This is a genomic window from Pedobacter sp. GQ55 (genome assembly GCF_059758925.1).
Genome location: NZ_JCAXEI010000012.1, coordinates 70,243 through 84,052 on the forward strand (window position 1 = coordinate 70,243; position 13,810 = coordinate 84,052).

General features: G+C 40.1%; 8 protein-coding genes. 7 read left to right on the forward strand and 1 reads right to left on the reverse strand.

Translation table 11 applies throughout. The features are described 5' to 3' along the window. Positions 1 to 4: 4 nt before the first annotated feature. A complete protein-coding gene (locus AC6CH7_RS22970; protein ID WP_498264930.1) occupies positions 5 to 2,371 on the reverse strand; it encodes a mechanosensitive ion channel family protein in 2,367 nt (788 codons plus the stop codon). Positions 2,372 to 2,576: 205 nt separating this feature from the next. On the opposite strand from AC6CH7_RS22970, the gene AC6CH7_RS22975 reads away from it, so the two are divergent. From AC6CH7_RS22975 to AC6CH7_RS23005, 7 genes are all read left to right on the forward strand, one after another. Continuing rightward, positions 2,577 to 3,260 (forward strand): GntR family transcriptional regulator, encoded by a 684-nt coding sequence (locus tag AC6CH7_RS22975; protein WP_498264931.1) that lies wholly within the window; start codon positions 2,577 to 2,579, stop codon positions 3,258 to 3,260. A gap of 163 nt (positions 3,261 to 3,423) precedes the next feature. Then, positions 3,424 to 4,590: a galactonate dehydratase gene (dgoD, locus tag AC6CH7_RS22980; protein WP_498264932.1), complete on the forward strand. Its 1,167-nt coding sequence runs from the start codon at positions 3,424 to 3,426 to the stop codon at positions 4,588 to 4,590. 14 nt (positions 4,591 to 4,604) lie between these two features. Continuing rightward, entirely contained in the window at positions 4,605 to 5,867 is a 1,263-nt protein-coding gene (locus AC6CH7_RS22985; protein ID WP_498264933.1) for an MFS transporter, read from the forward strand. 17 nt (positions 5,868 to 5,884) lie between these two features. Further along, positions 5,885 to 6,637, forward strand: a complete 753-nt coding sequence (locus tag AC6CH7_RS22990) for an SDR family NAD(P)-dependent oxidoreductase (RefSeq protein WP_498264934.1) — start codon at positions 5,885 to 5,887, stop codon at positions 6,635 to 6,637. A 195-nt stretch (positions 6,638 to 6,832) separates the two neighbouring features. Beyond that, entirely contained in the window at positions 6,833 to 9,988 is a 3,156-nt protein-coding gene (locus AC6CH7_RS22995) for a SusC/RagA family TonB-linked outer membrane protein (protein WP_498264935.1), read from the forward strand. A 19-nt stretch (positions 9,989 to 10,007) separates the two neighbouring features. Continuing rightward, positions 10,008 to 11,864: a RagB/SusD family nutrient uptake outer membrane protein gene (locus tag AC6CH7_RS23000; RefSeq protein ID WP_498264936.1), complete on the forward strand. Its 1,857-nt coding sequence runs from the start codon at positions 10,008 to 10,010 to the stop codon at positions 11,862 to 11,864. Between the two features lie 11 nt (positions 11,865 to 11,875). Further along, positions 11,876 to 13,810 carry a hypothetical protein gene (locus AC6CH7_RS23005; RefSeq protein ID WP_498264937.1) on the forward strand — a complete coding sequence of 645 codons (1,935 nt, stop codon included), beginning with the start codon at positions 11,876 to 11,878 and terminating at the stop codon, positions 13,808 to 13,810.

A 13,810-nucleotide genomic window follows, 5' to 3' on the forward strand; every position in this document is an offset into this window, starting at 1 on the left:
GGAACTATAAAATTTCTATTTCTTTCTCTTCAAAGGTCTCAAATATTTGTGCAATGATTATATTTCTTGTAAGATCTGCATTTGATATATCCTTGCACCAGAAATATATTTTTATACTGCTGTTTACCTTGCTCAGAGGACTGATCATAATTACGGGTTCTTTGTTTATAAAGACGTTGTCATTTTTGGTAATAATGTCTCTGATCTGTTGTACTACTTCAGTTGAATTGAAAGGTTTAGCAATAGTTAAAGAAATGTCTATACGCATCTGGTTATTGCTAAGGGTCCAATTGATGATATTGTTCGACAAAATGGCTCCGTTTGGAATAATAATCTCTGCACCTTCGTCACTAAGCAGCGTACTGGCGCGGACACCGATCTCCTTAACCCTTCCTTTTTTATTGCTTAGCTCTACCACATCTCCGATGCGGATAGTTTTATCAAAAATAAGGATGATCCCTGATACGAAATTGCTTACGATATTCTGTAAGCCCAGCCCGATACCTACACCAAGGGCGCCAAGGATTACGGTGATTTTGTCAATTGGCAACCCGGATGCTGCAACAGCAATAAGGAATCCTCCGATAAGTAGTACCAATCGCGTAATTAGTAATTTCGAGCGCTCTCCTTTATTGTCTTCAATTCCATCGTCGCCGGTATCTCCAAAGAAGTAGGCAATGTACTTCTGTAAAAAGTTGGCAATCCAAATGATGCCTAAAAACAAGACGATGCTGCCAAAGGTAAAAGAGAAGTTTCCTATAGTTCTTTTTTCATTGAGAATCTCCATTAAAGACTCATATAGACCGTTAAAAATATTAAGATTGGTGGTAAATATCACAAACCAGATAATTGTAGCACCAACTCCGGTTAGTCTTTTAAGGCCTGAGATAACCGGATGCCAATCAAAATACTCAGGATAGCCTTTACGGATTCTGCTACTTTTCATTTGAAGCAGAAATGCCTCCACCAATACTTTCGCAAGGATGGTTAGGGATATGGCATTTAATAAGGAGTTTACACCTGTCGAATAAAAAATTTGGGTAAGTGTGAAGCGGCCAAAAATATTGCATAAAGTGGCAATGACTGCAAATATGGTATAGATAAATCCTGTAATCAGTATCATTCTATATTTTTTTGCCTGCTCATCTAGCTTCTTCAAAATAATGACGCCATAGATGGTGGAACTGAGACTAAGGAAAAGAAGTAGCCAGCGCTGATATCTTGGTGGCATTCCCAAAAGACGCAGAAAAACAGGTGCAAGAAGGAGCAGTGCAAAAAGGCACCATGGGTAAAATAATTTTGATGATAGTTTTTTACGGAAAAATGCTGTCAACAAAACTGCAAGTAAGACCTGTACCGATTCGATATAAAGTGCCGGGGCCATCAGGTCAAAAATTGGCGCCAGGGTAAAGAGCATGATAAAGGTAATCAGATAGGGTTGTGGACCGAGTAAAGAGAAATCGTCAAGAGCTTCCAACCGGTCGCGTTGTTTCATGCTTCTGAAATTGAAAAATACCCAGAAAAAGAAAGTAGCACAGGTAAGGAGCAGTAAAAAGCGGCTGCTGCGGGTGTATACAAAATAATAACCTGATATTTCCTGTTCCGCATTGATAAATTTACGGAATCCAACACCTCTGGTCTTACCACCTGCTGATTCCCAAAGATAACGTCGTTCTTTCCCGAAAGCTTTTATACTTACCGCATCAAGCTGGTTATCGGTAAGATACATCAGCTCTTTAATGTTTATCAGGTTAGCCGAAGTTCGCGCCTGCAGGTTATTAATTGACAATGTGGTTGTCTTTAGCAGACTATCCATTACCACGCGTTTTTTCTGTAGTTCAGCAAATTGATCCTTAAACATTATGCGCATAGAAGGCAGTGTAAAAAGTTTAATCAGCACGGTGTCCTTGCGCAGGTTAAGAATTTCCGTTTTTAGTTCCCTTAACTCTTTTTCGTATTCATCCAGATCCGACAGGCAATCTTTGTTGTTTGTCTGAAGTTCTTTAAGTAAGGTCTGATCCATTTGCAGGTTTTGCAAGTTCAGCGTTCTTTCACTTTGTGTAAGCCTATTTTTGAGTAAGGCAAGAGCAGCCTCATCTTGTGTTAAATGTCCCGCTATCGGATTCAGTTTTTTAAAAGAACCAACCGTAACGGGAACTTTGTTTACCGTTTCGAATACCTTCTCCAGATGAATCAGGTAATCTCCCTTTGTCAAGGTTGCAGAGTCAGAAAGGATAGAAATGTCCTGACCTTTATCTATTGGCTTATTTTTCTGTGCAAAAGTAGAGATGGAAAAACACAACACCATTATCAGAGATACTGTGCCGTGAATTGCTATTGAAAAAGGATTTTTTACTGTCATTTGATCCATAGGAAGTATTGAAGATGTATCCAGAATACATAAAAATGCTTTGGATTGCCAAAAATAACGAATTCCATACAAAATCCTCATTGTTTTCTGCACCATCACCAATGACTTTCCTCAAAAAATACTTTAACAAAGTATGGCCGTCGCTAGTCGGTATATTGTATATAATATATATTGTATATTTGATCATCATTTAAAATTTGCAACATTGAAAGATAAAATACAATCCGATTCATTAAGCCAGTTAGCTGATCCGACTTATTCCAGGGTACGGGAAAAATTAAGAGAAGATATTCTTTCTGGTTATTTCATTTCGGGAGAAAGGCTTAAAATCGCTGAGCTGGTTGAGCGGTATAAAGTAAGCCAGATGCCTATAAGAGAAGCATTACAGCAATTGCAGGGTGAAGGATTGCTAATCATTGAACCAAATAAAGGAGCCCATGTTAGAAAAGTTGATCAGCAATTTTTAGAAAATATTTATGAGATCAGACAGTTAATTGAAGTTTATCTTACGGTAAAGTGTATAGAAAACTTAAAGGAAAAGGATCTGAAGCTGCTCAATCAACTGCAAAAAGGTTACGAAACAGCAGCATCAAAGAAAGATTATACGGGCTGTTTACAATTCAATAAACGGTTCCATTCTGCAATTTATGAATTGGCCAATAATGCCGAAGGTTTGCAAATATTGGAAAAACACTGGCAGCTGATCAATACGTTACGACTAACTTATGGCTTTGGTGTAGAGCGGACAAACGAGGTTATAGAAGAACATCGTGCAATAATTAGTGCCTTGGAAAGCAGAAATCCGATAGAAGTGGAAGCTGCGGCTGCCAGACATTGCGTTAATGCCAAAGCAGATCTCCTACGTCAGATAGGAGATAGATTAAAATAGTATTTATTCATTCTTAAGGTAAAATAGTTAGGATGTTGTTAATAAAACATCAGCTATTTTGTAGTATTTATAATTGTTTGTTAATATATTGTATATTGTATACAATATATTAAATTTGAATTATTATAAAACGCTACCAGCAGAAACTATAAGTACATTTATTATGAAGATCACTGAAATTAAAACCTTTATTTGCCATTCCTACAGAACAAACTGGGTGTTTGTGAAAGTAATCACCGATTCTGGTCTTTATGGAGTAGGTGAGGCAACACTGGAAATGAGGGAATTAACTGTTGTTCAGGCGGTAAATGAACTTAAAAGATATTTAATAGGTAAAGACCCTCATCATATAGAAGCAATCTGGCACGATTGCTACCGCGATGCCTATTGGCGGGGTGGGGTAGTTTTAATGAGCGCACTTGCTGCTGTTGATATGGCATTATGGGATATCAAAGGGAAAGATCTGGGAGTGCCTGTCTATCAGTTACTGGGCGGAAAAGTAAGAGATGCCGTTCCATGTTATGCAAATGGATGGTTTGCCCCGGCTAAAACACCCGAAGAATTTGCTGCAAAAGCCAAGGAAGCCGTTAAAAAGGGATTTAAAGGTCTTAAATGGGATCCTTTTGGTTCGGCCTATATGAACCTGACCAAAAAAGAATTTGCTTATGCTTTGAAGTGCATTGCCGCTGTTACAGACGCTGTTGGAACAGAAATAGATATTTTAATTGAAGGGCACGGGCGATTTAACATGCCAACTGCCATCAGGGTAGCTCATGCCCTGGAAGATTTTGACATTACCTGGTTTGAAGAACCCATTCCACCAGACCACATGGAAGGATTGGCACAGTTAAGAAAAAAAACTAAAGTTCCGATTGCAGCTGGAGAACGTCTGTATAGCAGGTGGGATTATCGAAGTTTTCTAAATCAGAATTGTGCAGATTTCATTCAGCCCGATGTGAGTCATGCTGGTGGTATCTCTGAATTAAGAAAGATTGCTGCGATGGCTGAGTGCTATTATATCCCTCTTTGTCCTCACAATCCTAGTGGACCGGTAGCAAATGCAGCAACTTTGCATATTGCAGCTTCCACGCCCAATTTTCATTTCCTGGAAACGATGAGCAGTGATGTACCTTACCGGAACAAAATAAGTACTGAAAAAATTGAATTTACCAATGGAATGATGCAAATTAACGATTTGCCTGGTCTTGGGATAGACATCAATGAAGAAGCAATCAAGGAGTATGCATATGAGCCAAGAGACTTAAGGCACTACAATGGTAAGCTTACTGAAATCAGACCGCAAGATGCCATCGGCTATTTTACCAAATAATTTTAAAATGAAAAATGATCAGATATAACGCTCCTGATAGCTTAAAATCCAAATCCTTCAATTGGGAGTTGATTATTCTGCTGTGGCTGGTTTTTTTCTTTAACCAGGCAGACCGACAGGTATTTAATGTGATCCTGCCACAAATTAAAATAAGTCTGCAGCTTACAGATGCTGAATTGGGTATGATTGCCTCAGTATTTATTTGGGCGATCGGATTATGTGTGCCTTTAAGCGGATATATTGGCGATGTTTTCAGTAAGAAAAAAGTGATCATTTTTAGTCTGCTGTTATGGAGTGTCGCAACTTTTTTTACCGGATTCAGTGCCGGACTGATCCATCTGGTAATACTGAGGGGAATTGTGGGGAGCAGCGAATCTTTTTATGCTCCGGCGGCCAACGCACTTATAGGAGATACCTATAAGGATAAAACAGGGCTTGCCATGGCCATACATCAGACAGCGCTTTATGCCGGTATTATCATGAGTGGATTGATTGGCGCATTGATCGCAGAAAGGTTTGGGTGGAGTGTGGCTTTTTACATTTTTGGAGGAATAGGAATTGTACTCTCCATTGTACTTGTTGTAAGGTTTAAAAAAGATATTTTACCTGATACCGATTCTTTAGTCATCAAGAAAAAGGTGACTGTGTTTGATGGCTTAAAAGGACTATTTCAAAAGAAAACAGCAGTATTGCTGACTCTGGCATTTGCCTGTATGATATTCGTGAATGTGGGCTACCTAACCTGGGCACCAACATTTTTGCATGAAAAATACAAGCTCTCTCTAGCAAACGCCGGCTTTTCCTCCATGTTTTATCATCACATTTTTGCATTTTTGGGGGTGCTGGCCGGCGGGCGCTTTTCTGACTATCTGGCGAAGACGAATGTTGCTTCAAGATTAAGATTGCAAGCATTAGGATTACTGTTGGGCAGTCCTTTTATTTATCTGCTGGGATCAGCAAATGAGCTGATTTGGGTGTATGCAGGCATGGGACTTTTTGGCTTTTTCAGAGGTATTTATGACTCCAATATTTACGCATCTTTGTTTTTGGTCACTGCACCTGGAGTAAGGGCATCTGTTTCCGGCGCAATGATTATGTTTGCTTTTTTAATAGGCGCTTTTGCACCATGGATCTTAGGGACGATAAAGCCGACATTAGGATTATCTAGTGGCCTATCCGCGCTGTCCCTTGTTTATTTGCTGGGGAGCATTTTTATTTTTGTTGCGTTAAGATTTACCCTGGCTAAAGAAATACATGTGGATGCAGAAACAAAATAAATTTAAATAGTACCATCATGAGCGAATTAACAGGAAAAACTGCATTAATAACTGGTTCTTTAAGGGGTATTGGCAAAAGCATAGCCCTAACCCTGGCAGAAAAGGGAGCAGATATTATACTTAACGACCTGGCGGAAAGTGAAGACCTTAAAGAAACAGCGGAGAGGATAAGGGCTTTTGACCGCAAAGTATTCTTTAAAGCTGCGGATGTGAGTATAGAAAAAGATGTGGAAGCACTCTTTTCATTTGCTAAAAACAGCACGGGTAAACTAGATATCCTAGTCAATAATGCCGGAACGTCTCAAGCCAAAGATATTTTTGACACCAGCCTTGATGATTGGGAACATATTTTAGGAACCAACCTCACCAGTTGCTTTTTGTGCGCCAAGTATGCCATGCAAATCATGAGAGAACAGAAGGATGGGAGGATCATTAATATTAGTTCAGTAGTTGGGCAACAGGGAGCACTATATGGCCATGTACATTATTCAGCCAGTAAAAGTGGCATTTTAGGATTAACAAAAACGCTCGCCAGAACTGGTGCCCCATTAGGGATCAGGGTAAATTGCATTGCCCCAGGTATTATTGAAACCGATTTACTTGTCCAAACACATGGGAATGAGGGAATTGTAAGAATTGCTAAGAATGTACCTTTGGGTATTGGACAACCACGTGATATTGGCTTGGCAGTAGCTTTTCTGGCAGGTGAGGGTGGCAGTTATATTACGGGAGCAACCCTTGATATTAATGGCGGGCTTTATTTTAGATGAGACTTTTTTTATCTAAATGGCACTATATCGATTTCATTATTAATATAACCATCTTTTTTTAGTCGTTTTATTGAAGTATTTGTATTAATATAATTATATATTGTATACAATATATAATTATATTAAGTTTGTATATGAGCCTGTAATTATTGCCGGGTCAGACATAGCATTGATTTTACACTAACCAAATATAATATGTTAATCAAACCACTAAATCTTTGTGGGACCATTACTTTCAGCGTGATTTTTACCTGGATATTGGTAATGGCTTTACCATCGGCTGGAAATGCACAAAGCAAAAATATTTCAGGTAAAGTAACCTCGTCTGACAATGAACCGCTCTTCGGTGTCACCGTATTTGAAAAAGGCACTAAAACTGGAGCCACTACCGATGCTGATGGCAAATTTGTAATTACAGTTTCAAATGTAAATGCCACCTTGTCCTTTAGGTACGTTGGTTACCAATCAAGGGATATTCCTTTAAACGGCAAGAACATCGTCAACCTTGCCCTCAAAAATCTTGACAATGCTTTGGATGAGATTGTAGTGATTGGCTATGGTTCAACTGCACGGAAAGATGTGACCGGATCTGTCGGCCAGGTGAAAATAGATGAATTTGAGAAGGCACCGGTAAAATCATTTGACGATGCCCTGGCCGGAAGAGTAGCCGGTGTTCAGGTTTCGGGCGCCGACGGACAGCCCGGGGCAATCAATAATATTGTGATAAGGGGAGCAGGCTCAATCACACAAGACACCTCACCATTATATGTTGTAGATGGTTTTCCATTAGAAGATGCAAACAATAATTCCATAAATCCGGCAGATATTGCTTCCATTGATATTTTAAAAGATGCATCGGCCACAGCCATCTATGGAGCAAGAGGGGCTAATGGAGTAATCATTATTACCACCAAAAGAGGGAAGATAGGTGAGCCGGTGATTGCTTATAATGGTTACTATGGTTTTCAGAAAAATACAAAAACCATAGATCTAATGAGCCCTTATGAATTTGTAAAATACCAGTTAGAGCTAGACCAGGCTAACGCTACGATTGCTTACCTGGATAATGGAAAAACACTGGATGATTATAAAAATGTAAAGGGGTTAGATTTCCAGGATCAGATTTATAGAAATGCACCTATGCAGAACCATGACATCTCGATAAGTGGTGGATCTGATAAAACGCGCTATTCGATTTCAGGAAATATCATAGACCAGGATGGGGTGATTTTGAATTCAGGTTTTAGACGCTATCAGGGACGGATTGCACTTGATCAGAATGTAAATCCGCGGCTAAAAATTGGTGTAAACCTAAACTATAGCCATAGTGTATCTAGTGGAGCCATAGTTAATGCTTCCTCACCCAGTCAGTCGGCCAGTACCAATCCGCTTTATGCCGTCTGGGGTTATCGTCCTGTAACGGGCAATGACAATAACCTGGACGATGAGTTGTTTGATCCAGGCTTTGACTATAATGTAATTGCGGATTACAGGGTTAATCCTGTGATTTCTGCTAAAAATGAACTGCTGAGGGACTTAACTACAGCATTAATGGCCAATGCATATGTTGAATACAAAATTATTCCCTCACTAACGCTGAGGGTTACAGGTGGTATAACCAATAAAATGCTGAGAAATGAAGCTTTTAATAACTCTTTAACTCAATCGGGTAATCCCCGTAATTCAAATGGTGTGAATGGATACGTTTATCATAACCCTTCTACTGATTGGTTGAACGAGAATACGCTCAGCTACAGAAAGATATTTAACAAAGTGCATGACTTTACCGTATTAGCAGGTTACACTATGCAGGGAAAGAAAACAGCAAGAAATGGTTTTAATGCGCTTAACGTTCCTAACGAATCACTAGGACTTGATGGTTTGGATGAATCACCTTCTCAGATAGGGACCTCTTTGAGTTCAAGATGGGGGCTTTTGTCTTATCTGGGACGTATAAATTACAACTACAAATCTAAATATTACTTTACTGCATCTTTCCGTTCCGATGGATCTTCAAAATTTGCGCCCGGGAAACGATGGGGGTATTTTCCATCGGGCGCTTTGTCGTGGCGGATGAGCGGCGAAGAGTTTATGAAAAAACTAACATTTGTATCTGACGCTAAACTACGTTTAAGTTACGGAGAAACCGGTAATAATCGGGTTGCAGATTTTCCTTATTTGGATCAGATTACCCAGCCCGTTTGGGCTGCCTATTCTTACGGCAATGGTTCTCCTTCTAAAGGGTCCATAATCAGTGCTTTTGGAAATGTCAATTTGAGATGGGAAACCACCAGGCAAGTGAATATCGGTTATGATTTAAGTATGTTTAAACAGCGTGTAAATTTAACACTTGATCTTTACAGAAAAACCACCGATGATCTGTTACTGGAAGCCCTTTTACCTTATACAACAGGATTGCCTAGTGCGTTTAAAAACGTGGGAAAAATGCAAAATCAGGGTATTGAAATCTCACTGAGTACGATCAATATTAAGGGTAAGGAATTCAACTGGAGTTCAAATTTCAACATCAGTTTCAATAAAAATAAAGTGCTTGCACTTGCTGAAAACCAACGCTTGTTAACCAGCCCGGTAGGCTTTGATCAAAAATGGAATGCGCTTTCTCCTTACGTAGCCATGTTAGGGCAGTCGGTAGGGCAATTCTATGGTGTGATCTGGGATGGTGTTTATCAATATGAAGATTTTACAGAGAGTCCACAAGGTGTTTATACGCTTAAAGAGAATATTCCAAGAAATGGAAATCCCGTAGTGCAGCCCGGTGATATTAAATATAAAGACATCAATGGTGATGGAAATGTTAATGCTTCTGATTTTACAGTAATCGGTAGGGGTCTTCCGATACATACAGGTGGTTTGTCAAATAATTTTTCTTATAAAGGGTTTGATCTGAATGTATTTCTTCAATGGTCTTATGGGAATGACATTATCAATGCCAACCGTATGCTTTTTGATGGTAATGGGAAGCAATCCAGATTTTTTAACCAGTACGCAAGCTACGCCAATAGATGGCAACCCGATAATCCAAGCAACACCTTGTTTCGAACAGGTGGACAGGGACCATTTTATTACTCAAGCAGGGTAGTTGAAGATGGTTCATATCTAAGGCTAAAAACGATATCACTGGGTTATAATTTTCCAGCAAGAATATTCCAGAAAGCTCAGTTTAAAAGCTTAAGGATTTACGCTTCTGCCCAAAATATTGCTACCTGGACAAACTATTCAGGACCGGATCCCGAAGTGTCTGTCCGACATTCAACGCTTACACCCGGCTTTGATTTTTCAGCCTACCCTCGTGCAAGTACACTCATTTTTGGATTAAACCTGTCGTTCTAACCTACTTAATTATAAAAGTATGAAACTGTTAAAATATTTTTACTTCATTCTGGTGGCAGCTGCTTTTACTTCCTGCCAAAAAATTTTAGATACAAAACCAACGGATTTTATTAGTCCGGATGGTTTTTACAAAACGCCCGAGCAATTGCAAAGTGCCCTCAATGGAATTTATAATACATTGGGCAGGCAAGAGGTTTACGGAAACAATTACCTCTATATGTTTAATACAAACACCGACGAGTCTTATGGGAAAATAGTGGAGTTGACACCTTCTTATCAATATGATGCTGCGGATGCAAAGAATGAGTTGTTTTGGAAGGGCCTTTATACAGGTATTGAACGGGCCAATTTATTGCTTTCGAAAATGGATAATGTAACTATGGATCAAACGGCGAAAGACGTGATTAAAGGGCAAGCATTGTTTCTGCGTGGCTTTCAATATTTTATGCTGGTGAGCAATTATGGCGATGTTCCATTGATTCTTACCCCCACTGAATCCGTAACAGAGGTTAATGTTGCAAGGACACTGATGAAAGATGTCTATGCGCAGATTACAAAGGATATGATTGATGCGGAGGCTTTATTAAAAACGCAAACGGCTACGGCTCTGGGTTCAGGAGGGAAGGTTACCCGAACCGCTGTTCAGGCGATGCTGGCCAGGGTATACCTTTACATGGCAGGGTTTCCGTTAAAGGATACAGAAAAATATAAAGATGCATTGTTGTGGGCGAATAAAGTTGTTCATCCCACAGAAAATGCACCTGAACACGCTTTAAACCCCGATTATAGAGATGTGTTTTTAAAGTATGCCAGGGAGCAGTACGACGTGAAAGAGAGTCTGTGGGAATTGGAGTTCTGGGGTAACAATACTGGAGGCCTTAACCTCGGAAATACCTATACGGGAAGGTTTTGTGGTATTACCTGCAGCGATGCCAATAAGGGCTTCAGTTCCGGTTCGATAAATGCGACCAGAAAATTATATAATTCTTACGAAATTAATCCATTAAGTACAAGCACACCGAATAAGGCTTCTTTTGATTGGAGAAGGGACTGGAACTGCGCCAATTATACCTGGGGAACTGGAGCAGTAGCCAAAAAAACCAACGTGACCAATACCTGGCTTATGAATGCCGGAAAGTGGCGCAGAGAGTATGAAGTGGTTAACCCCAAGGATAAAAACTATACCTCCCAGAACTTCGCATTTTTGCGTTATTCAGACGTTTTGCTTATGCTTGCTGAAGCAGAAAATGAGGTTAATGGCCCTGCAAATGCTTATCAGTATGTAAATATGGTTCGCAAAAGAGCTTATGGTATATTATATGGGAATGTGATTAAGCACATTGCTGTAACCAGTGGTGGATCAGGCTATACCAGTGCACCCGAAGTAACAATTAACGGAGGGGGTGGCAGTGGAGCTACCGCCGAGGCAACTATCACAGGCGGTTCCGTTACTGGGATTATCATTACTTCACCAGGAACATTAACGGTAGGAGGTCCTTATTATACTTCAACACCAACAGTTACCCTTACCGGTGGTGGTGGAACAGGGGCTAGTGCTGTGGCAACAATTACCGAATCTGACGACGCCGACCTTTCTGTATTGCAAATTTCAAGTAAATCGGAGCTTTTAGCTGCCATAAAAGAAGAAAGATCAAGAGAATTGTGTTTTGAAGGATTAAGGAGAAACGATCTGATCCGCTGGGGCAAATTTGTAGAGGATATGAAGAGCTTTCTGGCATATGCCAATGCAAATGCAGGGACTGCAACTAACATTACAACCGCTGCTACTAAGGTTTCGGCCAGAAACATTTTTATGCCAATTCCTATTCATGATATTCAACTGAATAATTTACTGATACAGAACTCAGGATATTAATTTTTAAAGCTATGAGATCTGTTTATAGAGTAATGACCACAGGGCTAATTATCTGCTTGTTCCCAATGGCAGCAAGTACAGTAAAGGCCCAAAGCCTTAAAAATGCCATTTATGACAATTCAAAGCCTATTGTACAGGTTCAACCCTTGGATATGCAAAGAGTTGAACAAATTGTGGCTATGCTGCCCGAAAAGCCTTCCGGATTCGGGGATAACTATAAAAACAGGAAAGCCTGGGATATGCTGTTTAAAAGCGGGAAGTATAACAGCGTAATCAGTAGTGCCGACAGTTCGCTGAACCTGTCATTTCCGGCCTGGAATGACGACGATTATTTAGCGTACTGGACTAAAGGAACGTCTGTTCCAGGTAAAAATATGCTCCAAAAGCGCCTCTTATGGCTAACCTGGTATGTATTTGCAGAATGCCTTACGGATAAGGGGAAATATACAAGAGCCGCAGAAAATGCATTGCTCGAGCTGTGTCGTCAAAAGTCCTGGGTAAACCCCACGCATGATTATAACAAGGTAAATTTTGAGGGTAAAAAATACCTGGTCGAATTATCGGCGGTAAGTTACGCACAGCACATTGCACAGGCGCTGTATCTGCTGGATGATAAGATCGATCAAAAAGTTAAAGAAGAAGCAATTAAGGCTGTGCAGGAGCGGGTATTTAATCCTGTATTAAATTCAATTGCGACAGGAAACAATGAAAATTTCTTTTTAACAAACACCAATAACTTTAATGCAGTATGCCTTTCGGGTACGGTTGGGGCTGCTGAGACAATAATCGAGGATAAGACTGAAAGGGCGAAATTTATCGCCATTGCGGAACGCTATCATAAAAATGGAATCCAGGGCTTTCTGCCCGACGGATATTGTACAGAAGGACTGGGCTATTATAACTATGGTTTTGGACATTTTGTTCTTTTGCGTGAAACAGTTTATAAAAATACTGACGGAAAAATTGACCTGTTTGCTGACCCAAAAGTGAAACTGATGGCCGAATTTCTTCCCAAAACTGTAATTATCCATGGCGTTTTTCCATCAATTGGCGATTGCCGGCCATATACTCAACCCTCGCCCTTTATTCTCTTTTATGTAAACCGGAACCTGGGTGTTGATATTTCAGAGTTTAAAAATGTGGTTTTTCCAGACCGCCCTGTGGACCTGGCAACAAGTATCCTTACTGTTTTTCCGGAAAAGGTATCTGCAAAGGAACTTCCAATCAAGGAATCAGAATCCGACCTGCGATCCTATTTTGATCAGGCGGGTGTGCTCACCGTCCGCCCCGGAGGAGTATCTAAAATGGATATGGGGGTGGCAATAAAAGGAGGCAACAACAATGAGCATCATAATCATAACGATGTTGGATCTTTCTCTATTGTAGTAGGGGATGAGGTTTTAATGGGTGATCCGGGGATTATCCCATATACATCAAAAACATTTGGACCAGAAAGGTATTCCTACAAAACCATTGCTTCCTATGGACATCCGGTGCCGCTCATTGCCGGTCAGCAGCAAATACCTGGGGCTGCAGCAAAAGGCAATGTCCTCAGTACCAGCTTTACCAATGAACAGGATAAACTGGTTATGGATATTGCTAGCGCCTACCCGGTAAAGGAACTCAAAAAACTGGAACGGGAATTTATCTATGACCGCAAACATAATGGATTTTTTACCGTAGCAGACCATTTTGCATTTAGTGGAGATCAGAGTTATGAAACCGCCCTGATCACCAGAGGTAGCTGGAAGCAGATCGATACCAATCAAATCGAAATTACCGGTAAAAAAGATAAGCTATTCATTACCATAGTCGCTAAAGAAGAGTTTGAAATTAAAAGTGAGGAACTTTCTGAGGGCGGAAAACCCTATACCAGACTGGCCTTACGTTTTAAAAAGCCAGTGAAGGAAGGATCCGTTTTGATGATTTTTAAACCTTATAAGTAA

Bases quoted from the DNA above. Each gene is read 5' to 3' on its own strand.
- AC6CH7_RS23005 (WP_498264937.1), top strand. From the start codon at position 11,876: ATGAGATCTGTTTATAGAGTAATGACCACAGGGCTAATTATCTGCTTG.
- dgoD (WP_498264932.1), top strand. From the start codon at position 3,424: ATGAAGATCACTGAAATTAAAACCTTTATTTGCCATTCCTACAGAACA.
- AC6CH7_RS22985 (WP_498264933.1), top strand. From the start codon at position 4,605: ATGATCAGATATAACGCTCCTGATAGCTTAAAATCCAAATCCTTCAAT.
- AC6CH7_RS22970 (WP_498264930.1), bottom strand. From the start codon at position 2,371: ATGGATCAAATGACAGTAAAAAATCCTTTTTCAATAGCAATTCACGGC.
- AC6CH7_RS22990 (WP_498264934.1), top strand. From the start codon at position 5,885: ATGAGCGAATTAACAGGAAAAACTGCATTAATAACTGGTTCTTTAAGG.
- AC6CH7_RS22995 (WP_498264935.1), top strand. From the start codon at position 6,833: ATGTTAATCAAACCACTAAATCTTTGTGGGACCATTACTTTCAGCGTG.
- AC6CH7_RS23000 (WP_498264936.1), top strand. From the start codon at position 10,008: ATGAAACTGTTAAAATATTTTTACTTCATTCTGGTGGCAGCTGCTTTT.